This is a genomic window from Bradyrhizobium sp. S3.12.5, assembly GCF_040548225.1.
GTDB classification, from domain to species: Bacteria; Pseudomonadota; Alphaproteobacteria; order Rhizobiales; family Xanthobacteraceae; genus Bradyrhizobium; species Bradyrhizobium cytisi.
This window is the reverse complement of sequence record NZ_JBEPRF010000042.1, coordinates 1-21,446: the sequence shown is the minus strand read 5'-3', so window position 1 is coordinate 21,446 and position 21,446 is coordinate 1. Positions and strand designations below refer to the sequence as shown.

Annotated in this window: 18 protein-coding genes and 2 pseudogenes; 12 read left to right on the top strand and 8 right to left on the bottom strand. The window is 59.9% G+C overall.

Going from position 1 to position 21,446, the window contains the following annotated elements:
* Positions 1–111: 111 nt before the first annotated feature.
* The 5 genes from ABIC09_RS36410 to ABIC09_RS36390 all read right to left on the bottom strand — a co-directional run bounded on the left by ABIC09_RS36410 (position 112) and on the right by ABIC09_RS36390 (position 5,181).
* The gene (locus tag ABIC09_RS36410; protein WP_354112298.1) at positions 112–354 is read right to left on the bottom strand and encodes a hypothetical protein; all 243 of its coding nucleotides are present in this window, start codon (positions 352–354) and stop codon (positions 112–114) included.
* Between the two features lie 407 nt (positions 355–761).
* Complete coding sequence (locus tag ABIC09_RS36405; protein ID WP_354112297.1) at positions 762–1,649, bottom strand: 2-oxo acid dehydrogenase subunit E2; 888 nt, start codon at positions 1,647–1,649, stop codon at positions 762–764.
* Positions 1,646–3,346, bottom strand: coding sequence for a dihydroxy-acid dehydratase (gene ilvD / locus ABIC09_RS36400; protein WP_354112296.1), 1,701 nt, complete (start codon positions 3,344–3,346; stop codon positions 1,646–1,648). Before ilvD ends, ABIC09_RS36405 begins: the two co-directional genes overlap by 4 nt.
* Positions 3,347–3,398: 52 nt before the next feature.
* Positions 3,399–4,178, bottom strand: coding sequence for an SDR family NAD(P)-dependent oxidoreductase (locus tag ABIC09_RS36395; protein ID WP_354112295.1), 780 nt, complete (start codon positions 4,176–4,178; stop codon positions 3,399–3,401).
* Between the two features lie 55 nt (positions 4,179–4,233).
* The gene (locus ABIC09_RS36390) at positions 4,234–5,181 is read right to left on the bottom strand and encodes an AraC family transcriptional regulator (RefSeq protein WP_354112294.1); all 948 of its coding nucleotides are present in this window, start codon (positions 5,179–5,181) and stop codon (positions 4,234–4,236) included.
* A 495-nt stretch (positions 5,182–5,676) separates the two neighbouring features.
* Between ABIC09_RS36390 and ABIC09_RS36385 the strand changes: the two genes are divergently transcribed.
* The 11 genes from ABIC09_RS36385 to ABIC09_RS36335 all read left to right on the top strand — a co-directional run bounded on the left by ABIC09_RS36385 (position 5,677) and on the right by ABIC09_RS36335 (position 17,661).
* Positions 5,677–8,106 carry a thiamine pyrophosphate-dependent enzyme gene (locus ABIC09_RS36385; protein WP_354112293.1) on the top strand — a complete coding sequence of 810 codons (2,430 nt, stop codon included), beginning with the start codon at positions 5,677–5,679 and terminating at the stop codon, positions 8,104–8,106.
* Entirely contained in the window at positions 8,096–8,998 is a 903-nt protein-coding gene (locus ABIC09_RS36380; protein ID WP_354112292.1) for an SMP-30/gluconolactonase/LRE family protein, read from the top strand. The genes ABIC09_RS36385 and ABIC09_RS36380 overlap by 11 nt, the downstream gene beginning before the upstream one ends.
* A gap of 28 nt (positions 8,999–9,026) precedes the next feature.
* Positions 9,027–9,881, top strand: a complete 855-nt coding sequence (locus ABIC09_RS36375) for a fumarylacetoacetate hydrolase family protein (protein ID WP_354112291.1) — start codon at positions 9,027–9,029, stop codon at positions 9,879–9,881.
* A 754-nt stretch (positions 9,882–10,635) separates the two neighbouring features.
* Positions 10,636–11,697, top strand: coding sequence for an ABC transporter substrate-binding protein (locus tag ABIC09_RS36370; protein WP_354112290.1), 1,062 nt, complete (start codon positions 10,636–10,638; stop codon positions 11,695–11,697).
* Positions 11,682–12,608: an ABC transporter permease gene (locus ABIC09_RS36365; protein WP_354112289.1), complete on the top strand. Its 927-nt coding sequence runs from the start codon at positions 11,682–11,684 to the stop codon at positions 12,606–12,608. The genes ABIC09_RS36370 and ABIC09_RS36365 overlap by 16 nt, the downstream gene beginning before the upstream one ends.
* A gap of 9 nt (positions 12,609–12,617) precedes the next feature.
* Positions 12,618–13,430 (top strand): ABC transporter permease, encoded by an 813-nt coding sequence (locus ABIC09_RS36360; protein WP_354112288.1) that lies wholly within the window; start codon positions 12,618–12,620, stop codon positions 13,428–13,430.
* Positions 13,423–14,688 carry an ABC transporter ATP-binding protein gene (locus ABIC09_RS36355; RefSeq protein ID WP_354112287.1) on the top strand — a complete coding sequence of 422 codons (1,266 nt, stop codon included), beginning with the start codon at positions 13,423–13,425 and terminating at the stop codon, positions 14,686–14,688. The genes ABIC09_RS36360 and ABIC09_RS36355 overlap by 8 nt, the downstream gene beginning before the upstream one ends.
* Positions 14,689–14,803: 115 nt before the next feature.
* The gene (locus ABIC09_RS36350; protein WP_354112286.1) at positions 14,804–15,265 is read left to right on the top strand and encodes an NAD(P)-dependent oxidoreductase; all 462 of its coding nucleotides are present in this window, start codon (positions 14,804–14,806) and stop codon (positions 15,263–15,265) included.
* 213 nt (positions 15,266–15,478) lie between these two features.
* A complete protein-coding gene (gene denD, locus ABIC09_RS36345; protein WP_354112285.1) occupies positions 15,479–16,477 on the top strand; it encodes a D-erythronate dehydrogenase in 999 nt (332 codons plus the stop codon).
* An 88-nt stretch (positions 16,478–16,565) separates the two neighbouring features.
* Entirely contained in the window at positions 16,566–16,718 is a 153-nt protein-coding gene (locus tag ABIC09_RS36340; protein ID WP_354112284.1) for a hypothetical protein, read from the top strand.
* A gap of 187 nt (positions 16,719–16,905) precedes the next feature.
* The gene (locus ABIC09_RS36335) at positions 16,906–17,661 is read left to right on the top strand and encodes an SDR family oxidoreductase (RefSeq protein ID WP_354112283.1); all 756 of its coding nucleotides are present in this window, start codon (positions 16,906–16,908) and stop codon (positions 17,659–17,661) included.
* Between the two features lie 41 nt (positions 17,662–17,702).
* On the opposite strand, the pseudogene ABIC09_RS36330 reads toward ABIC09_RS36335, so the two are convergent.
* Positions 17,703–18,515 (bottom strand): annotated as a pseudogene (locus ABIC09_RS36330) (IS630 family transposase); the annotation flags it as partial.
* A gap of 819 nt (positions 18,516–19,334) precedes the next feature.
* Between ABIC09_RS36330 and ABIC09_RS36325 the strand changes: the two are divergent.
* A pseudogene (locus ABIC09_RS36325) lies at positions 19,335–20,137 on the top strand (IS3 family transposase); the annotation flags it as partial.
* A 299-nt stretch (positions 20,138–20,436) separates the two neighbouring features.
* On the opposite strand, the gene ABIC09_RS36320 reads toward ABIC09_RS36325, so the two are convergent.
* On the bottom strand, positions 20,437–20,688 hold the full coding sequence (locus tag ABIC09_RS36320) for a hypothetical protein (RefSeq protein ID WP_354112282.1): 252 nt from the start codon (positions 20,686–20,688) through the stop codon (positions 20,437–20,439).
* A gap of 180 nt (positions 20,689–20,868) precedes the next feature.
* Positions 20,869–21,258 carry a recombinase zinc ribbon domain-containing protein gene (locus ABIC09_RS36315; protein ID WP_354112281.1) on the bottom strand — a complete coding sequence of 130 codons (390 nt, stop codon included), beginning with the start codon at positions 21,256–21,258 and terminating at the stop codon, positions 20,869–20,871.
* Between the last annotated feature and the right edge of the window lie 188 nt (positions 21,259–21,446).

Here is a 21,446-nt window from a genome sequence, read left to right as displayed (position 1 = left end):
CGACTTCGACGTTTTTCGGGTGGCGCTCGACCGTCCGGTCGTCCGGCGCTTCTGCCCTGAGTTGAACACCCGAACTTGTAATCGACCAAGGCATTATAGCCGCGATCTTTGTCAGCCAGCAGAACGCTCGATGGCGTTGCCGATCAGCGCCTCCATCTCCGGAAGCGTGTGATCCAAACCGCGCCACCAAGCGCGGCCGGTCTGTTTCGTCCTCGTGGATCGCGCCGAACACTCCTCAAGCAACTGCCAATTGATCGTCCGCATAAAGTTCACCGGCCGGTATATCATGTCGATGATCGCGTCCCGCCGCGAGCGCAAAAAAATCGCTCTATCCGCCGTCGTTTCTTCGGTCACATCGCCCCTCCGCGCAACTCGAAGGAGTCACGACTCGCGAGTCGACGGAATCCCGAAAACGAAACTGCACGCTCTTGTGGTCTCGCATCCCAAGACTTTGCAATGTCAAATGCTGCCGCGTCTGGAAAATCGACTCGGGCTCAATAGCTTGGGAGCCTCCTCACGGTCGACGGCACCAGCCGGCCGGTACGGTGAAAAGCAGCACTTATACGGTCACGGCGTCATGGCCCGCCGAACATCCACTCGAGGTGAGCCGCAGATAGCGCGAATCAAGCCGCACCATTCTCTATTTGTGTTTTCGAATTGAGTGTGCACTCAACCCGCACGCTCATAGAGCAATACACGCGAAGTCGTACTTGACATAAGGATGGTCGACATAGCTCCACATCTCGGCTCACCGGGAGGTCCTATACAAGGATCGACATAGGCGCTTCGATCAAACGTTTAAAGGCGTTGAGCAATTCGGCGCCGTCGGCCCCATTGACCACACGGTGATCGAACCCCCCGGTGACTGTCATGATCTTTGCGATACCCAGCGATTCGTTGACGACTGTTGGCCGCAGCTCCGCAACACCAATGCCAAGAACCATTGCCTGCGACGGTGTGACCACCGGATCAAAATGCCTGATGCGCTGCGTGCCCAAGTTTATCAGCGTCGCCGCTCCGACCAGACCATCCTTAGGTCCGAGTTGGCGCTGGCGTATTTGATCCTTTAGGTCACGCAGCTCGCGGCTGACGACACTAAGGCTCTTGCCGGAGACGTCGCTGATCACCGGCGCCGACCTGTCGGGAAAGGCCCAATGACCGATAGCGATATTGGACCGGCCATAGCGAATGATCGCATCGTCTGCGAAGGTTGCGTTGCACGAGGGGACGTACCCGAGGGCAAGGCCAAGCGCCTTTGTGAACATGGCAGTGAGGGAAATTGTGACGCCCTGCGCCGCGAGAGCGACGTGGAGCTCTGATCGCAAGGTGAGCAGGGCATCGACTGCGACGTCGATGGTCAGCGCAATGCATGGAGCTTGATAAGTTGCCCGGCGAGCGCCGTTCGGCGCCGCCGCTGCCTCGTTCGAGACAACGCCTAGCGAAGGAATATTGTGCGGCGCCGGTTCCGACGCACGGCGCTGGGACGTAACGATCGGCTTCTCAACCGGTCTCTTCAACAGTACATCAGCTTTGACGATCCGACCGAATGGACCGCTGCCGACAATAGTGTGAAGATCCAGGCCGAGTTCCCTCGCGGTGCGCCGCGCCAGCGGGCTGGCTCGGACGCGCCCTATCGCCTCCGTCTTCAAAGCGGGCCGTCCGTAATGGCGCCGCGCGACGCGCTGCTGACTGTCCGCACATACTTCGACAGCACGCCCCGCTCGGCGAAGGGAGGCGGCGGTTGCCACCGATTTCGACGCTGTTGAAGCTCGTCAGCATCTACCTGGAGCATGATCTCCTTGCTAACAGCGTTGATCATGATCTCATCACCATCTTCAACCAGCGCCAACGGACCGCCGACTGCCGCTTCCGGAGAGATGTGGCCGATGACGAAGCCGCGGCTCCCGCCGGAAAAGCGACCGTCGGTGAGAAGTGCGACTTTTCCTGCCAGCCCGCGGCCGGCGATCGCGCTTGTTGGACTGAGCATCTCGCGCATACCGGGACCGCCTTTAGGTCCCTCATAGCGCACTACGACCGCGTCGCCAGCCACCACCTTGCCATCTAGTATCGCGGCCAGCGCCTCTTCCTCGCCTTCGAAAACGCGCGCTCGGCCCGTAAAGGACAACCCCTCCTTGCCGGTGATCTTGGCAACCGCTCCCTCCGGCGCGAGATTGCCATAAAGGATCACCAAATGACTATCGGGCTTAATTGGGTCGGCAAAGCTATGAACAACATCCTGATTGGCTGGGTAGGGTGCGACATCGGCGAGATTTTCTGCGACGGTTCGACCAGTCACCGTCAAGCAATCACCGTGGAGCAGCCCTTGGCCGAGCAACATCCGCATCAGCGGCTGCACACCGCCGATCCGTACCAGCTCCGACATGGGATATTTACCGCTGGGCCGCAGGTCGGCTAGGACGGGCACCCGCGCTCCGATGGTGGTGAAATCGTCAATGCTGAGGGGGATGCCGGCGGTATGCGCCACGGCCAGCAGGTGCAGAACGGCATTGGTCGATCCGCCAAGGGCGATGACGACGGTGATCGCATTCTCGAACGCTTTCCGCGTCAGAATATCCGACGGCAGGGTGCCCGTATTGATGAGTCGGACGATCGCTTCTCCCGCGTCGCGGCAGTCGCGCATCTTTCTGTCGGAAACTGCCTCCTGGGCCGAGCTGTTGGGCAGGCTCATACCGAGCGCCTCGATCGCACAGGCCATCGTGTTTGCGGTGTACATGCCGCCGCAGCTGCCGGGACCCGGAATGCTCGTGCGTTCGATTTCAGCAAGATCGTCATCGCTGATCGTGCCTGCCGCGCGCTGGCCGACGGCTTCGAACACCGAGATGATATCACGGCCTTTCTCACCAGGCCGGATCGTGCCACCATAGACGAAGATCGAAGGCCGGTTAAGACGCACCAGCGCCATCAGGCAACCGGGCATATTTTTGTCGCACCCCCCGATCGCGATCACGCCATCGAATCCTTGTGCGCCCACGACCGTTTCTATCGAGTCAGCGATCACCTCACGCGATACCAGCGAGAAGCGCATGCCCGGCGTGCCGTTGGAGATTCCGTCGGAAACGGTGATCGTTCCGAAGGTAATCGCCTTGCCGCCATTCTCGTCCACGGCTTTGGCGGCTTCCCTCGCAAGCGTGTCGATATGCATGTTGCAAGGCGTGAGATTGCTCCAGGTCGATGCGATGCCCACGACCGACTTCTGGAAATCAGCATCGTCGAACCCAACTGCGCGCAACATGGCACGGCTCGGCGCCTGCGCGACGCCATCAATCCGCAGACTGCTATATTTGCGTGGACCGCTCCGATCCGATCCGTCCCGGTACTGGCTCATCGCCCGGACCTCCCCTTGCTAATGTTCACAGGAACCGACGCCCGAGCGCCGGCTAGAAATCGCGAAGATAGCCGCCCACCGTCCAACCGCCGTCGACGCACAAGATCTGCCCGGTGACATAAGTGGTGGTCGGCAGGGCGAAGAAGCGTACTGCGTGGGCAACCTCCTCCACCGTGCCCACTCGGCCGGCAGGGATGTGATCGATCAATCGCTGCGCGTTCTGTGCCATCGCGGGATTTTCGCCATAGAAAATGTCCTTCGTCATCGCGGTCAGCGTCGAGCCTGGCGCAACGCAATTGACCCAGATCCCATGATGTGCGAACTCGATTGCCATTGTGCGCGTGAGGTTGATCACGCCAGCCTTAGCCGCGTTGTAGGCGCACTGCAGGCGCGTCGGCACGAGACCTGTTACCGACGCGATATTGATGATGCGTCCGCTTGCCTGCCGGATCATGATCGCCACCACGGCACGGCTGACCAGGAAAACGCCGCGACAATTCGTGTTCATCACTGCGTCCCAGTCATTCGGCGCGAATTGATCGGTGCTTAGCCGTGACCGGCTGTTAATCCCTGCATTATTAACGAGGACGTCAATTCGACCAAAGCGCTCCATCGCCGCTGCGATCGCTGCCTCGATATCGGGTTCTGAGGTCACGTCCATGCGGACCGTCAACGCATCGGGTAGAAGGAGCGATGCTTCGGCGAGGGCCGCGTCATCGACATCACCGATGACAATTTTCGCCCCGCCATTTGCCAATTCCTGGGCGACGGCGAAGCCGATCCCCCTTCCTGCGCCCGTGACCAGCGCCGTCTGTCCGTCGAAATCTCGCATGGCTAGTGCCTATGCCTAGTGGCATAGGCACCTCCACCCGTTTCGCATCAGATAATTACCGGTTTTGGTGCGCCGCTCGATAGCTGGTCGGCGAGCAGCCGAGAAAGTCCCGGAAGGAGGTATTGAAGTGACCTAGGGACTCAAAGCCTACATCGAGAGCAATCTGGGTTATTTGGTCATCGGTCGAGCGCAACAACGCCGCCGCGCGGGAGATGCGGTAGTTGCGCAAATATTGGATGCAGCTCAGACCCAGCGCGTTTTTAAACACTTCCTGCAGCGATCCAACGCTCAAGCCGGCGCTGCGGGCGACATCAGCGACATACATTGATGTCGCGTAGTGTTCATGAATGTAGCGCAACGCCTTGCCGAGCTGCAGCCAACTGATATGGGGTGAACGCGGTTCGGGAGCGCGACCAGTGCCTTGTTCCCAACGGAGAATGTCGACAATATTCTCCATAAACAGTGCACGCAGGCGAAGCTCCGAGCCCAGGCCCGGCTGTGCCGCCTCAGCGGCCATCTGCTCGAAGCGGTTAGCCAATCGGCCGCCAATGTCGGCCGGCGGCCTCACCACGCAATCGGTTAGGCGTCGATTGCCGAGAAAACGGGTCATTGCATGAGCGCCATCCTGTTCGGGCCCGAGTTCGAAAAACAGCGAGGGCAGGAAGAAGATGGTGACCCAACGCAACGGATAGCTCAGTTGGACCGCATAATGCGGCGTGCCGGTTCCCAACAACATGATGTCGCCGGCCCGTTTTTCCATCTTTTCTGGTCCGACATATTGGACGAGCCCGCCCGAAAATATATAGCTGAACTCGCAAAATGGATGCCATTCGGGCTGCTGCATTGGGGGAGCAGGTAATATGGTACCGCTCTCGATCTTGATTTCCTTCACCCACAGCGGGCTGGTATGCGAGAGTGGATGGCGAACTTCGCGTGCCATGCTCAACCAGCCGACATCGTCCACGTAGTCGGCGGCCGCCAAAGCTTCGGTCTTCTGTTTCATGAGCTATGCAGAAAGCTGGATGGTGACCGTTGAGAGCGGGCGGCATCTCCAAGTTTGAGAGCCGACCAAAACCTCTCGAGAAGAGTTATACGCCGTTAACAAGACTACCAACATCTTGCCCTTTCGTCAGCCGTCGAAGACGGCCGCAGTGCTGATGGCCCCGAAGTGGCAGTCGCGACGGCGCCCTCAGCTTCTGGAAGACGGGGGACGAGGTCTTTCACGGCAGCCGGCGGCAACACTCCTAGCAGCGCATGTTCAACAAGCTTCCGACTTGTGCAGAGCGGCGGGGTCGAGTGCCTGGAGGATCGCGGCCCGATCGAACCGCCGCCCTATCCGAGATGAAACGGGAGACACGCGACGGACTGGTTTCCATCGCTGCCAGGAAGGGGCCGATTTAGCGGGGCTGACCCTTCCCACGGCATTCCCTGCCAAAATCAGCAATATCGATTGGCAAAAAAAGAGGTCGATCCAGCATCGAACGTCTAGGCTATCGTCATGAACGACGTCGCAGATCGTCCGAAGAGCCGCCAACGCACCCGCTCCGCTGTCGAGACCACCTCGGCCGCCGAGCTGTTCGACCTTTATGCAAAAATGCAGCTCCTGCGGCGTTTCGAGCTGGCCGCGCAGGTGCATTTCAAAAAGGGCGAATTGCCCGGTTTCATCCACCTCTATGTAGGACAAGAGGCGGTGGCGGTCGGTGTATGCGCACATCTTGGCACATCCGACTGGATCACGAGTACGCATCGCGGTCATGGCCACGCGCTTGCCAAGGGCACGGATCCGCGCATTCTGATGGCTGAATTGTTCGGCAAGGCAACCGGCTGTTGTGGCGGGCGCGGCGGCAGTATGCATCTATATGATCCCGGGCATGGCGTGTACGGGACTAACGGCATCGTGGCTGCCGGCATTCCGCATGCTGTCGGTGCGGCGCTGTCCGCGCGCGCGCGCGGCACGTCGGATATTGGCGTCGCCTTCTTTGGTGACGGTGCCACCAGCCATGGCGCCTTCCATGAGAGCCTTAGCTTTGCTGCCGCCCAGCGAGCGCCATCCATCTTCGTTTGCGAGAACAATCTCTACGCAACCGCTACACCTCTGGCCTCGATCACCGCCAATGCGGACATCGCCAGTCGGGCTGCTGCCTACGGGATTCCCGGTATCGCGGTCGACGGCAATGACGTTCTCGCGGTGCGGGCGGCAGCCGGCGAGGCGATCGCGCGCGCAAGGGTCGGGGAGGGGCCGACGCTCATCGAAGCCAAGACATATCGCTTCGTTGGGCATCATGAGGGTGAGCCTATCGTCGGCACCTATCGAACGAAGGAAGAGCTTGAGGCGTGGCAGGCGCGCTGTCCGATTCTGACATTTCGAGAGTGCCTTCTTCGCGACATCGGGCCAGACGCGGTCGCCGAGCTCAACGCCATCGACGCGCGGGTCGATGCGATCATCCGTGATGCCCTGGACTATGCCCGGACTTCGCCGCTGCCGGACCCAGAGAGCATTCTCGATCATTGCTGGTCCGACCCGGTCAACCCGCCCTTGCCCATGCCCCCTAGCGCGCCAGCGGTCCAGACTCAGGGCTGGCTCGATGCGGTGCGGGACGGGATCGCCGAGGAGATGCGCCGCGATCCATATATCCTCTATCTTGGTGAAGGTACGGGCGAACGAGGTGGGTCGTTCGCGCATACCAAGGGGCTCTGGCAGGAATTCGGTCCGGGCCGAATGATCGACACGCCGATTTGCGAGCTCGGCTTCACGGGCGCCGCGATCGGCGCTTCGGCGACAGGCGCCAGGACGATCGCCGACCTCATGTTCGGCGACTTCATTTTTGAGACAGGCTGCCAGCTGCCGCTCCAGGCGTCGAAACTGCGCTATATGAGCGGGGGACGCATGGCAGCACCCGTGATCATCCGGGCTGGCGTAGGCGCGATCAAAAGCGCCGGGCCGCATCATAGCGGCATGTACCACAGCATGTGGGGCCATCTGCCTGGCTTGGTCGTGGCGCTGCCTTCGAACCCGGCGGATGCCAAGGGCTTGATCAAGACGGCGTTGCGCAACGAAAATCCGGTGCTGTTTCTGGAACCGAAGGCGCTGTTCGCGTCAAAAGGGCCGGTGCCCACAGGCGAGCATTTCGTTTCCTTCGGACAGGCGCGCATCGCGCGGCCGGGCAGTGCCATCACTGTCGTTGCCGCCGGGCGCATGGTGCCGATGGCGCTCGAAGCGGCCGAGCTGGTAGCGCGCGAAGGGATTGAGTGTGAGATCATCGATCTGCGAACCATCGCCCCCCTCGACCTCGACACCGTCATGGCGAGCGTCGCGAAGACACATCGGCTGCTGATCGTCGACGAGGGTTATCCGTCCTTCGGCGTCGGTGCCGAGATCGCGGCCGCCGTCAATGAACTCGCCTTTGACGAGCTCGACGGTCCAGTCGCTCGTCTCCACACGGATCCAATCCCTCATCCGTTCAGCCCTACCCTCGAGCAGCTAATGCTTCCGACGCCCGCCAAGATCGTCGACGCGGTTCGTGCATCGCTCCGCGGCGAAGCGCATCCGCCGCGCCGCGCCTTCAGTCTCGGGTGTGCCGCGCCGGCCAATGGAACCGTCGCGCCGCCGCCGCAGGCCGCCACCATCGAGCAGGCCCCGGCGCATGCTGGCGCAGATGCAAGCCCGACCCTCGCTTCAGGAGAAGTCTTCCTTGGCATGCCGCATGGCGATCTGACGGTGAGCGAGGGGCAACTGGTCCGCTGGTTCAAGGCGGTCGGCGACAATCTTGCGATCGGTGACGTCGTCGCCGAAATTGAGACGGACAAGGCCATCGTCGAGGTCGAGGCGCTCGACGCGGGCCGGCTGATACGCATCCTCGTCAACGCCGGAGACACCATCAAAATGGGGGATCCGCTTGCCATCATTGCGACCGCCGATGCGCGCTAAGATCGAGATCTTTGCCCGGTCGGGCGACACGCTCGGCGAAGGCCCCGTCTGGTCCGCCGACGAGCAGGCACTTTATTGGATCGACATTGCCCATCGCCAACTGCGGCGCAAGGGCTGGGGAGGGCACAACCATCAGTCGTGGAGCTTGCCCGACTATCCGGGCTGCCTTGCCCTGTTTGGGCCCGGGCAGATTGCCTTGGCGATGGGGGACGGCGTTCAGCGCCTCGATATAGCGAGGAGCGCGCTCGACCGCGTCGCGTCGACGCCCCGACAATTCGCAGGCACCCGCTTCAACGATGGCAAGGTTGATCCACGCGGGCGGTTCTGGGCGGGCACGATGCAGAACAATTTCGCAGAGAATGGCACCGTTCGGACGGTCGAGCGAGATCTGGGCGCCCTCTACCGCTTCGACCCCGACGGTCAGGTCCATATGATGGCCGACACGTTGGGCATTCCGAACGGACTTACCTGGGCACCGGACGGTCGCCGCTTCTACATGGCGGACAGCGCGCACGGCGCGATCTTCGACTATGATTTCGATATCGACGCGGGAGCCTTAGGCGGCCGAGCAGTTCTGTTCGATGGCGCGGATTTCGGTATTCCCGATGGCGCGACGATCGATGTCGACGGCTGCCTCTGGAGCGCCCGCTGGGATGGACATGCAATTCTCCGGATCACGCCCTCTGGGAACGTCGACCGGGTGGTCGAGATGCCGGTCCCGCGGCCCACCAGCTGTGTTTTCGGTGGTCCGGATCTAAGAACACTTTTGGTTACTTCGGCCTCGATGGGGCTGAGCGCGGCCGAACTCGCGACCTATCCCAACTCAGGGGCGGTCTTCGCCGTCGAGGACATCGGACAGGGCTTGGCGATCCCGCCTTTCGGCTCGTGCTGATATCGACGATTTTTGGACAGGGGACATCATGAAGCTGCTACGCTATGGCTTGCCCGGACAGGAGAGCCCGGCCATCCTCGATGCGAATGGGCGCGCACGTGATCTATCGGAGCATATCGCGGATCTAGCGGGCGCCAACCTGTTGCCGGAAAGCCTGGCAGCTATCAAGGATCTCGATCTTGAGCGACTACCGTTTGTCGCCGATCGCCAGCGCATCGGTCCATGCGTCGGCGGCGTCGGCAAGATCATCTGCGTCGGGCTGAACTATCGCGATCATGCGGCGGAAGCGGGGATGGCAGTGCCGCAAGAGCCGATCCTCTTCCTCAAGCCCAGTTCAGCGATTAACGGACCGAATGATGACGTCATTATTCCACGCGGATCGGAAAAGACCGATTGGGAGGTTGAGCTGGGCGTAGTGATCGGTACGCCCGGCGCCTATATCCCTGAATCCGACGCGCTCGATCATGTGGCGGGCTATTGCCTCGCCAATGATGTGTCCGAACGATCGTACCAGCTTGAGCGCGGGGGCCAGTGGGATAAAGGCAAGGGCTGCGACACGTTTGCGCCGATCGGCCCGTGGCTGGTGACGCCTGATGAGATCGCCGATCCCCACAATCTTAACCTGTGGCTCGATGTCGACGGCCGCCGAGAGCAGGAAGGCAATACGCGCACGATGGTGTTCGGTATCCCGAAGCTCATCTCCCACATCAGCGAGTTCATGTCTCTTAAGTCTGGTGACGTGATCATGACGGGCACGCCGCCCGGCGTCGGCATGGGACGCACGCCGCCGCTCTACCTCAGGGCGGGACAACGCATTCAGCTCGGAATCACGGGCCTTGGCGCGCAGGAGCAGCTCCTCGTCCCCAGCCGAATTGGTGCATAGCCGAAGGATGACCGGGTCGCCGCAGGGCTGCGCGAGAACTCGCTCAGCCGCGAGACCTCAGAGCTTTCCGACCGGGGATGGCGGCCATGGGACGGACGGCGGAGCCTCTCGGCCAACGTCTTGGTCACGCGCGCAACGTACGGATCGAGAATACCCTCAGACGAGCCGTCACGGCCCGGTTCGGGATCGGTCGAGCCTCATCGTGCTGCTCATCGATACGGTTGAAGAGTCAGGCTTGCGGCGGCTGCCCGCCGACGAGCGTCGGCCTTGCAGGCGACTAGCTTTGGCATCCGGCTGGCTCATGCCGCGCTCGATGCAGGCGCAAGCGGATCATGTTTGAGTTGGGCGGAAGCGCGATGGCCGACGGCGGCGCTGGATTTAACTGAAGGCTGGGAGCGTCGTTCCTCGACAAGCCGGGCGATTTCCTCGTCTGATTGTCCATCGGGCCTATTCTCACGCGATCCACACCCAGGAGCTTGATTCATCGCTAGCGGTGTGTCGTATCATCATCATGATGTGCACCGTGACGCGCTACCCATGTGCAACGCGCGGCTGCGGTGATCCGCGGCAGCTTGGATCCCCGACTTCACCGCGCATCGACTTCGTATTTTCAAAAAAGAAACCAGGTGATCCCGGACAAGCGGAGACGGTTCCGAGTTTGACAATTCCAACCTGGTATTGATCCCTCCGAAATTGGTATTTGTGCCATCGGAACCAAACCTGACATCATTCATCAATTAAAGGGATACAGTCCATGAGGAAGACAGTCTCGGGAGTCTCACGTCGCTCCTTCTTGGCCGGAACGGCTAGCGTCTTCGTTGCGCCAATGGTGCTTGGGGCCTCGCGAGCTGGCGCAAAGTCGGATTCCCTAACGCTCACCAGCTACGGTGGAAGTTTTCAAGAGATCTTGGTCAAGACAACGACCGATCCCTTCACCGAGGAAACAGGAATCAAGGTCAATATCGTCCCTACACCGGACATTGCAAAATTGAAGGCTCAGGAGCTCACGGGCAACGTCGAATTTGACGTCTTTGCGATCCCCGACGAGGTGGCCGCTTACGCATCCAAGCAGGGTTTTTGGGAGAAACTAGATCTTTCGATGTTTGACATCGAGGATTTGGCAATTCCGCCGACGGGCGAGGTAGTCACAAGAAACTCGTACGCTGGTGGTATAGCGTGGGACCCGAAGAAATACGGTCCGGGAAAGCATCCGACGAATTTTGCCGAGTATTTCGATCTGAAGAAGTTCCCGGGACGCCGCACCTTCCGCAATCGCCCGAACGAGACGCTTGAAGCCGCGCTTCTCGCCGATGGCGTGCCGCCGAAAGATATCTATCCTCTAGATGTCGATCGCGCGTTCAAGGTACTCGATCGCATCAAGCCGAGCATTGCCTCCTGGATAAGCGCGACTCCTCAAACGATCTCCCTTTTGCAGACCGGCGAGGTCGATTTCACTTACACCTACGCCAATCGCGTCAAATCGACAAATGAACCGGGCGGTGGAACGCCGTTGGCCTTTTCATTCGAGGAAAACCTGGTCGGTCCTGAGAAGCTCGCAGTCCCCAAGGGCGCACCGAACAAGGCGAACGCAATGAAGTTCATCGCCTACTCCTTGCGCCCGGAGGTTCAAGCGCGGCTATGCGATACGTCCGGTCTCGTGCCCAATTCCAAGAAGGGAATGTCGATGTTGTCGCCCGACACTCGCAAATGGATGCCCGATATGAGCAGCCCCGGCAATCTAATTCTGAACGGCGCGTATTGGGCCTCAAATTTTGAGGCGGTGTCGCGCCGCTTCAAGGAATGGACACTGAGCTGATTCTGCGTAGCTGTGGGGCGGATCAGTACGTCGCGTCCCAAGCACGCCATTATCGTACTTCTCTGGTCGAACACTTCAAGGGCCTCATGAATCGGATTACCAGTATCCGCGCTCAGGCAATGTTTATGTCGCCGGCCATCATGATAGCGGCCGCAATTGTATTGCCGCCTCTATTGTATGTCTTCTACACCAGCGTCCATGGCCCGGCCCTATCTTTGGCTGCGTACGGCGACGTTTTGTCCAGCAAGTTATTTAGGGGAACGCTGAGTACGACACTTGTTATCGCCGGCTCGGCGTCTCTGCTGAGCTTGCTTCTGGGTTTCGTCGTCGCGTTGCACCTTGCTCGTCAAACTGCACGGCGCAGAACAGCCTTGATGGTGCTTGTCCTTCTTCCGTTCTGGACCAGTGTCTTGGTCAAATGCTTTGCATTTACGATCATTCTGGGACGCGACGGGATCATCAACAGTATCCTCAGTTGGATATTCGACACGAAAATCCAACTACCCCTCGTGCTCAATCGGATGGGCCTACTCATCGGCATGACCAACTTCCTCATCCCATTCGTTGTCTTGCCAGTTCTCGCCAGCCTGCTCGCTATCGATCACGCCATCTATCGCGCAGCCTCTATCATGGGAGCCAAGCCCGTCCGAGTATTCTGGACGGTCACCGTACCCCTCAGTCTGCCCGGCATATTCGCTGGTCTGTTGAGCATTTTCGTGATGTCTCTCGGTGCCTTCATCGTCCCAGCGCTATTGGGCGGCCCGCAGGACCAAATGCTCTCCAATCTGGTCGATTTCTACAACCGGGAGGTATTGGACTGGCCTAAAGCCTCAGCGATTGGTGTGGTCCTTCTCGCCATGGTTTTCATCTTCGCAATTCCCCTGGCGCTATGCCGCCCACGTAAGATCTAAGGGGTGGCTATGTCCAACATCATTGTTGACCCAAATTCGCGTCGCTACCGTGCGGTGGGTACCGGGCTGGCAGCGGCAGTCTATCTGTTTTTGTGGGCACCGATCATGGTGGCAGTACCCATGGCGTTCGGCACCGCAAATGCACTTACGTTTCCACCAACGAGTTACTCACTTGATCTGTTCAAGATTTTTCTTAGTTCTCCCGATTGGCTAGAGCCGCTTTTCGAAAGCCTCAAGGTAGCGCTGGCCTCGACCGCTGTGTCAATGCTTGTCGGTGTACCCGCGGGCTATTGGATCGCGCGCCACGAATTTGTCAGCAAGCGTCTCATTAGCGGCGTGATCATGGGTCCGATGGTCGTTCCCCACGTTGTCGTAGCCCTTGGCCTCTTTCTCTATTTCTCCTACGTGAGAATCAGTGGAACTACGCTTTCAATTGTACTCGGCCACGTGATGTTCACCTTGGCCTATGTCGTTCTCATGATCGTGGCAGGGGTGAAAAAACTGGATCGCAACCTTGAATTCGGCGCGGAACTGATGGGGGCCGGTCCGCTACGGATGTTTATCACCGTCGTTGTGCCGCAACTCGTTCCGTCGCTCGTCAGCGCCGCATTCTTCGCCTTTCTGCTGTCCTTCGACGAGGTTGTCATTTCTTGGTTCCTGGCCGGCCCGAGCACAATCACCTTACCTGTTAAGATGTATAGTGCGCTCCAATGGGAGATATCGCCCGTGATCGCCGCCGTTTCCACCTTGCTCACGGCGCTTTCGGTGTTGGCTTGCATTGTCGCGGTCGCTTTCAAGAAATCGACGCCGACCGATGTTTGATCCATTCGACATTCAGAGGCCTTATGTCCGCATGAATCACCAGATCAGGAAAGAGGAAGCAATTGAAGGAATTCAGCTACATGGCCCGCAAGACCTTGTACGCGGACGGAGGATGTTTGCGCTTCGCCCACATCGTTCCCGTAAAGAAGTGAGCCCGATGAAGGACGCTACCGTTGTTGGGGAGTACAATGCCCATGCGATCGCCTTGAAGGGCATATCGAAGATGTTTGGCTCGGTGGCGGCACTGCATCCGACCGATCTCAGCGTCGAGAAGGGCGAATTCCTGACCTTGCTGGGTCCCTCGGGCTCAGGCAAGACCACTCTCCTCAACTTGATCGCAGGCGCGACCGGACCAACCACAGGCACCATACTGCTGGACGGGCGCGATATTACGGCGATGCCTCCACGCGAGAGGGGGATCGGCATGGTATTCCAGAATTATGCCTTGATGCCGCACATGACGGTGTTCGAAAACGTGGCTTATCCGTTGCGCGCGCGTCGCCAACCCATCAAGACGATTCATGCAAAGGTGAAAGAGGCGCTTGAACGTGTCGGGCTGCGGGGCTTTGAAGATCGAAAGCCGCGTCAGTTATCCGGCGGCCAGCAGCAGCGCGTCGGAATTGCGCGTTGTATCGTCTATTCGCCCGCCATCATCATGATGGACGAGCCCCTGGGTGCACTGGACAAGAATCTGCGCGAGCAGATGCAGGGGGAGATTAAGCGTCTTCACAAGGAGTTGCGAACGACCTTCATCTACGTCACGCACGATCAGGAAGAGGCACTTAATATGTCTGATCGCATCTGCCTGATGAACGTGGGCCAAATTGCTCAGCTTGGGACACCGGACGAGTTGTACTTTCAACCACGCAATCGCTTCGTGGCGGAGTTCATCGGGGAATCGAATTTGATCAGCGGACGAATGAACGCTGCTGGTCGGATGGTCGTCGCCGGAGCTCGGTCGATCGTTGTTCCTGGTATCATGCGGACCGAAGGGGCGGAGCTACTGGCTATGATCCGACCTGAGAAGGTGCGGATCAGCAGCATGGACGAGCCTGTCACAGACGGCAGCAATGTCCTGAACGGCGAAGTCGCAAGCAGCTCTTTTATCGGAGGTCTGACCCGCGTGACCATCAAGACCGAGAACGGCCTGAGTATTGCGGCAAAGATGGTCTCTGGCCGGGCGGAGTCCAGGCCCGAAGCTGGGGCGCAGGTGCGAGTTTTCTGGTCATCATCCGATATGGTGGTTCTCCAGAACTGATTTAGGAGTCATTTGCGCGCCTGTCGTCTGAGCCTCGGCGGTCGCGCCGATCTATGATGCGGCGAGATACAGATTTCAGCTCGGGTTGAAGTGGAGTGTCTGCAGGGCGAGCATTATGGGCCCCTTACGTCAAGTTGCGGTCGGCGATCCCTATATTCGCCGCGGGCTTTGGCCGACGGCGGAGCCCGGCCTTAGCTCGAAAGTGTTGGGACGGAGATATGGAATCTACGAAGTGGGCCGCATCGGAATTGCAATCGCCAAGCGCCTGAGGGCCTTTGATGTCTCGATTTCATATTGCAGCAGAACACAGCGTGGCGTGCCGTACAGTTTTCATGACACGCCGCGTGAATTGGCGGCGAACTACGACGTACTGGTTGTCACAGTCGGAGCGTCCGACCAGACGCGCAACGCGATCAACGCCGATGTGCTGCATGCTCTCGCGCCGGATGGCTTCCTCACGAACCTGGGTCGTGGCGCCGTTGTCGATGAGCCGGCGCTTGTCGAACCGCTACGGGAAGGGCGGATCGCGGGCGGCGCGTTGGACGTTCTACGCCAACGAGCATCGTTTTCCCAATGAGCTATTTGTTTTGTCAAACGTCCTAATGACTCCGGACATCGGGACGACGACGCAGGAAACCCGACAAGTCATGGCTGACTTCGTGCTCGCCAATCTAAACCGCATTTTTCTGATCGGCCAATTCTAACGGCTGTCGTTTGAGCGGTAGTTCGAAAACGGCCGGTCTCATCAATTGACGCAGCAAAGTAGATCACACGAACGGGAGGCAACGCAATGCACATTTTAATCACTGGCGCCGCCGGGATGATTGGCCGCAAGTTGACGCAGGCCCTGCTGAAGGAGGGGCGCCTGGGAGGGAACGCTATCTCTCGGTTGACTCTGCATGATGTCATCATGCCCGACACTGCGCCAAACGCTCCGTTCCAGATCGTTAGCATTGGGTCCGACCTTTCGGCACGTTATGAGGTGCGAGCGCTGCTTCGTGTGAAGCCGGATATCATCTTCCATCTTGCGGCGGTCGTCTCTGGTGAGGCGGAGGACGATTTCGATAAGGGCTACCGAGTCAATTTGACGGGCACGTGGCACCTGTTCGAGGAAGTGCGAACGATACAGAAACAAACGGCAGCTTATCGGCCCCGCCTGGTGTTTGCGTCGTCAACGGGAGTGTTCGGTGGGCCTTACACCGAACGGATCGAAGATGACTTCATCTCTGCTCCGCTCACCTCGTACGGCACACAGAAGGCGATGGCCGAACTGCTGCTCTCCGACTACACACGCAAAGGGTTTTTCGACGGAATTGGCATCCGCATTCCGACCATTTGCGTGCGTCCTGGCAAGCCGAACAAAGCGGCTTCCGGCTTTTTCTCTTCGATCATTCGCGAACCTCTCGTGGGTCTCGAAGCGGTGTTGCCCGTCTCTGAGGACGTTCGTCACTGGCACGCCTCGCCGCGTTCGGCTGTCGGTTTCCTGACCCATGCAGCTACCATTGACGGGGATGCCGTTGGGTCACGTCGGACGCTGAGCATGCCAGGCGTCTCATGCACGGTCGCGGAGCAGATCGAGGCTTTGCGGCGTGTCGCTGGCGCGGACATGGTCCGTCGGATTCGTCACGCTTCAGATGAAAAAATCTCCCGGATGGTTGCGGGCTGGCCACGCAACTTCAATGCAAAGCGCGCAACAGATCTCGGATTCAAAGCAGAAACGAACTTTGAAGAGATCATCCGCGTCCACATTGAGGACGAGCTCAGTGACGCAAGAGCTACCGTCGCATAGAACGACAGCGGCTCGCGCTTGTCGGCAACATCACGACGCTGTTTTGGTAGCTTTAGTCCTGAGCTGGCACTCTCCAAGGAAACCTGACATGAGTATCTACAGCGGCGCCGTTTTCGCGATGAAGCGAGAGCAGTTCAATCTTGTTGCCGGTCACGTCGGGATCGGAGAGAACGCGCGCGACTGCTTGCTGTATCCCAAGCGAGCGATCACCGTCTCGATACCGCTTCACACGGATGACTGACCAAAGGTCTTCCAGAGGCATCGTGTTCGACATCGCCTGACGCGCGGACCAACAGGGACTTGCTTTACGGCAGACTTAGATGTCGGCGAGGTCGCTGCGCTGGGGGGCAAACGAGCAGGTGAGTCTGGCTCTTGGACACCCACTTCGTGGACAAAAGGAACATGATCGAGGAGGCGGAGACTATCGAATGAAGAACCACGACAAGGTCGCGCTGATCACAGGCGCGGGTTCGGGCGTCGGACGCGCGACAGCCATAGCCTTCCTGAAGGACGGTTATCGTGCAGTGCTCGCCGGTCGGCGCAGGAACGCCCTAGAGGAGACGATCAAGCTGTCCGGAGCGTCGGCGGACCGGACCCTTGCTGTAATCTGTGACGTGACCGCTCCTGTGTCGGTTGCTCAGCTGTTCGCAGCCTGCAAGCACAAATTCGAGCGCCTCGACGTGCTTTTCAATAATGCTGGCGTTTCACTGGGCGGCTCGATCGAAGAGGTGTCAATCGAGGACTGGCTAACGACCGTGGCGACCAATCTGTCAGGTCCGTTCTACTGTACTCAGGAGGCGTTCCGCCTGATGAAGACGCAAAGCCCGCAGGGCGGCCGCATTATCAACAACGGTTCGATCTCTGCCTACTCCCCACGCCCAGGATCGGCACCTTACACGGCAACCAAACACGCGATCAGAGGGCTTACCAAATCGACCTCGCTTGATGGTCGTAAATACAACATCGCGTGCAGCCAGATCGACATTGGTAACGCTCTGACTGAGATGGCAGCCAAAATGACAGAGGGCGTACCGCAGGCCGACGGCTCGCTCAAGGTCGAGCCGGTCATGGATGTCGAGAATGTCGCGAAATCGGTGCTGCACATGGCGAGCCTGCCGTTAGAGGCTAACGTACTGTTCATGAATGTGATGGCAACCACGATGCCATTCGTGGGACGAGGCTAGCGCGCGTAAGGCAACTGCCCCGGCGCGCATCGTCTCCTAGCTGAGTGGATCGACAGATTGTCCAACACGACACGGATGCGCTCTGCCTTTGGGAAGTGAACACGCATGCAGGCGGCGAAGTCGACCGCAGCGCGGCTGTCTGTGACTTTGACCTTGCGCCAGGGTCTATGCACGTCGAGGAAGATGAACAGATTGACCGTGCCATTGCGCTTGTACTCACAATCGTAACGCTCAAGTTGGCCCGGAGCGGCCTGAAGCGGCTGGCGGACCTCGCCAATGAGCAATGAGCTGGGTCGAGCTTTCGTCAAAACAGACTACCGGGCGCTTCGGTTCGGGTTGTTCGGTATTAAGGTCGAGCATATCCTCCATGCAGGCAACGAATTCGCCATCGACCTGCGGAATGCACAACATGTCCTTGCGCCAGGGCTTGAGGTCGTTTTCGGTCAGCCGCCGGCGCACGGTCTCTCGGGAGATGTAGTCGTGCCCGGTGAGCCTGACCAACTCGCCCGCCAGAAGCTCCAGGGTCCAACGCGCGCGACCTTCGGGCGGGTTCGAACAAGCCGTTGCGACCAGCAAGGCCTCCCTTCCCTGAGAGCTTGCGGTCCGCTCCGGGGCGCGGCTCTTCGCTCAGCGCCGCCTCCAGGTTGCCGAGCACGAAGCGGCGCTTGGTCCGATAGATAGTCGAGCCGCTTGCGCCGACGCCATGGCGATTGCCTCGTCGCTCGCGCCTGCGTCGGCAGCCAGCGAAATTTGCGCGCGCTTGAGCTTGCGCGGGGCGTGCTTGCCGGCACTCAAAAGCGCTGTGAGTTCGACCCGTTCCGTTTGGCTCAGTTCGACCCATAGCGTACATTCATCTTTGCCTCCCCTTGAGGCACGGACCAACAGCTGAATCGGGTGGCAGACGTGACTCACGCCGCAAAAACGTTCACGCCCAAAAGGGCCAATATCTGGCCTTCATCCACCTCTACACACGCCTGCACCGCAGGCCGCCAGCCGAACGCGACATGCAAGAATATTTCCGCGTCAGCCCTCCCTCCGTCCACCAGATGGTGCTGACCCTGGAACGCGCAGGATTCGTTAAAAGACAGCCCAGCACATCACTCAGCATCGAAATCCTCGTCGATCCCGCCAAGCTCCCAGAGCTATTGTGACCGCCGTCGAACCAGTCAAAATCACCGGCTAGGCGCGTAGCCAGCGGGAAGCACGTTAAAGGCAATCCTGCCGCTCCGGAAGGTTTCGGAGGGCCCCGCGGCTGCCGCCGAACTGCCCAAGCCGCGTGATGATCCTGGCCGGCTAACACTGCACGCGATTACACGGCAGAGCGGGCTCGGGAAAGGCGGCTTGATGCGCCCGCTTCGGGAACAAGCAGGCGAGAGCGTGCGCTCCTCGATCGCCGAATCTCAAATGCCGTACCGCTGCTCTTCCCAGTGCTGTTGTGGGCGCGACATGGTGGCGGCTTTGTTCTGTGCGGAACGCACGATTTGTGATGAGCGACCGGCGCCCCTAATCGCAAGCAGGCCCGCGCCGAGAGCCAACGCCGGCATCGCTCCTAAGGAAAAAACGTGCCTTTGTTTCGGACGTGTCTGAGCCCCGCAAATTCCTCCAAAAGTGGGTACAGTCCGTCACCTAGGAAGGAATAGACTATGAGCCAAGTCTGTTCACGGACGGGACGAGACGCCAAGCTGAAGAAGCTCCTGACCGAGGCGATGCTTGACAACGCCCATGCTTAAGGATGTCGCGTCAAAAAAATGGTGACGCCCGCCGCAAGGCGAGAGGCTGTCGCTCATCTGCGGACGATGTTTGAGGTGAGCGAACGGCGGGCGTGCAAGGTGCTGGGAGCAGATCGCACATCAGTGCGCTATCGCGGCCGGGGACCCGACGATGCGGTCGTGCGTGCCCGTCTGCGCGAACTGGCGGCGATCCGTCGCCGGTCCGACTACCGTCGTCTACTGGTGCTGATGCACCGCGAGGGGCTTGTCATGAACCACAAGAAGTTCCGACGTCTCTATCGCGAGGAACGGCAGCAAGTCCGCACGCTGGCGTGGCGGACGCAAACAAACGGGCACTCGGCACCCGGGCGCTGCTGGCGATCCCACAAGGAGCCAACCAGCGCTGGAGCCTCGACTTCCTGTCGGATGCGTTCGCCGACGGTCGACGTTCCCGCATTCTGGCCGTGGTCGACGACTTCACCCGCGAATGCCTGGCGCTCGTCGCCGACACTTCGCTGCCGGGCCTTCGGGCCGTACGCGAACTCGACGCCATCATTGCCTGGCGCGGGCACCCGAGAATGTGCGGATCCGACAACGGCCCCGAACTGACCGGCATGACCGTGCTGCGCTTCAGTCGGGAAAGGCAGATCGAGTGGCACTACATCGCGCCCGGCAAGCCGACCCAGAACGCCTTCATCGAGAGTTTCAACGCCGGCCTGCGCGACGAACTTCTCAATGAGACGCTATTCATCTCGCTCGCGCAGGCCCTGCGCCAAGCTGGCGATCTGGTGAGACGATGACCACCGCGCATCAGAACACCCATCTGTCTATGTTGTTGAAGAGAAGAGACTTTGCTGATTGGGATGTGATCCCGTGGGGTATCTTGGGTTCTGTCGCGCTCGTTCGGCGATAGATCGAGCAGCGGTTGTTATCAGCGTTGCTGAGGTTTAGCCAGGGTCGATCCCGTCCGAGGCGCGGGCGAAGATCCACGGGCCGTCCGATAACGGATGGAAGGCTTCGATCTCGCCGGCTTCAGCGGCTAGCCGGAGCGTCTTGGGCGCGATCTTTAGGAGCTTTGCGGCTTGCCCGTCTTGAGGCCATTGCGGTTGAGGAGACCGGCGACCAGATCGTCGCTGGCGATCAGCACCAGTCGGCGCACAGCGTCGATGATGTTGGCGGAGGTGCTGTTACGCTGCCCGCGGCGGCGCTTGGGCAAGCGCAGGTCGCTGTGGGCGCCACCCGCCCAGTGGACGATGAGAACGATCTCGGAGGCCGCGTCGTCGATATGGGCCACAACCTCATGGACGAGGGTGCGCACAATGCGCTTCTTGAGGCGAGCATCCGTCGTGGGCGCATTCCAGACCGTTTAGAGGTTCGAGGCCAGAACGCCGAGCGAAGCTGGATCAGCAATGGGTGCGGGCGTCGCTGCATCATGCTTGGCGATCTTGGTCTCGACCTCCGCCGCGTGCGCGAGCGCCCTGTTCCAGCGCGCTTCAAGCTAACTCGCCACCAGCCGGTTCGCAGGGTCAGCGGCATAGCGCGCCGCTTCCAGATCGCGACTGAGAGCATCGCGCACCTGATCCCGTCGTTCTCCGGCTTCCTTGGCGGCAGCGGTTGCAGCGACGATAGCGCCTGGGCCGACAACGCCAAGCAGCGCTTCCTCGATTGCATCATCGACGCGCAATCCGCCGAAGGCGATGCAGTGAGGGCCGCCATTATCCATCCAGGTGCGGCTGCAGCTGTAGCGCGGGATATGGTGCTTCATGCCTGAGTACCGAAGTGTGAGCGTGCGGCCGCAGCGCTTGCGCCGGATCAGACCGGCCAGCAGCGCGTTTCCATGCTTGGGCGCGCCATGATGCCGACCTGCGGGAACGTTGCTGCTGACCATGGTGCGGATCGCCTCGAACCTCTCCCAGCTCACATACCCGTCGTGGGTATTGGGCTTCAGCGTCAGTCATTCGTTCCGCGTCTTGCGGCGGATTGCGGCGCGGCAATCAGGATGGAAGTGCAGCGTCAATCAGGATGAGAGAGCTTCGCCGGGCTCGTGACGCAGGGAGGGCGTAGCCCGACCGGAGT

What these genes read in the sequence shown, in the direction of transcription:
- ilvD (WP_354112296.1), bottom strand. Translation starts at nt 3,346, where the DNA reads ATGAGCCAGTACCGGGACGGATCGGATCGGAGCGGTCCACGCAAATAT.
- ABIC09_RS36395 (WP_354112295.1), bottom strand. Translation starts at nt 4,178, where the DNA reads ATGCGAGATTTCGACGGACAGACGGCGCTGGTCACGGGCGCAGGAAGG.
- ABIC09_RS36390 (WP_354112294.1), bottom strand. Translation starts at nt 5,181, where the DNA reads ATGAAACAGAAGACCGAAGCTTTGGCGGCCGCCGACTACGTGGACGAT.
- ABIC09_RS36385 (WP_354112293.1), top strand. Translation starts at nt 5,677, where the DNA reads ATGAACGACGTCGCAGATCGTCCGAAGAGCCGCCAACGCACCCGCTCC.
- ABIC09_RS36380 (WP_354112292.1), top strand. Translation starts at nt 8,096, where the DNA reads ATGCGCGCTAAGATCGAGATCTTTGCCCGGTCGGGCGACACGCTCGGC.
- ABIC09_RS36375 (WP_354112291.1), top strand. Translation starts at nt 9,027, where the DNA reads ATGAAGCTGCTACGCTATGGCTTGCCCGGACAGGAGAGCCCGGCCATC.
- ABIC09_RS36370 (WP_354112290.1), top strand. Translation starts at nt 10,636, where the DNA reads ATGAGGAAGACAGTCTCGGGAGTCTCACGTCGCTCCTTCTTGGCCGGA.
- ABIC09_RS36365 (WP_354112289.1), top strand. Translation starts at nt 11,682, where the DNA reads ATGGACACTGAGCTGATTCTGCGTAGCTGTGGGGCGGATCAGTACGTC.
- ABIC09_RS36360 (WP_354112288.1), top strand. Translation starts at nt 12,618, where the DNA reads ATGTCCAACATCATTGTTGACCCAAATTCGCGTCGCTACCGTGCGGTG.
- ABIC09_RS36355 (WP_354112287.1), top strand. Translation starts at nt 13,423, where the DNA reads ATGTTTGATCCATTCGACATTCAGAGGCCTTATGTCCGCATGAATCAC.
- ABIC09_RS36350 (WP_354112286.1), top strand. Translation starts at nt 14,804, where the DNA reads ATGGGCCCCTTACGTCAAGTTGCGGTCGGCGATCCCTATATTCGCCGC.
- denD (WP_354112285.1), top strand. Translation starts at nt 15,479, where the DNA reads ATGCACATTTTAATCACTGGCGCCGCCGGGATGATTGGCCGCAAGTTG.
- ABIC09_RS36340 (WP_354112284.1), top strand. Translation starts at nt 16,566, where the DNA reads ATGAGTATCTACAGCGGCGCCGTTTTCGCGATGAAGCGAGAGCAGTTC.
- ABIC09_RS36335 (WP_354112283.1), top strand. Translation starts at nt 16,906, where the DNA reads ATGAAGAACCACGACAAGGTCGCGCTGATCACAGGCGCGGGTTCGGGC.
- ABIC09_RS36315 (WP_354112281.1), bottom strand. Translation starts at nt 21,258, where the DNA reads ATGGTCAGCAGCAACGTTCCCGCAGGTCGGCATCATGGCGCGCCCAAG.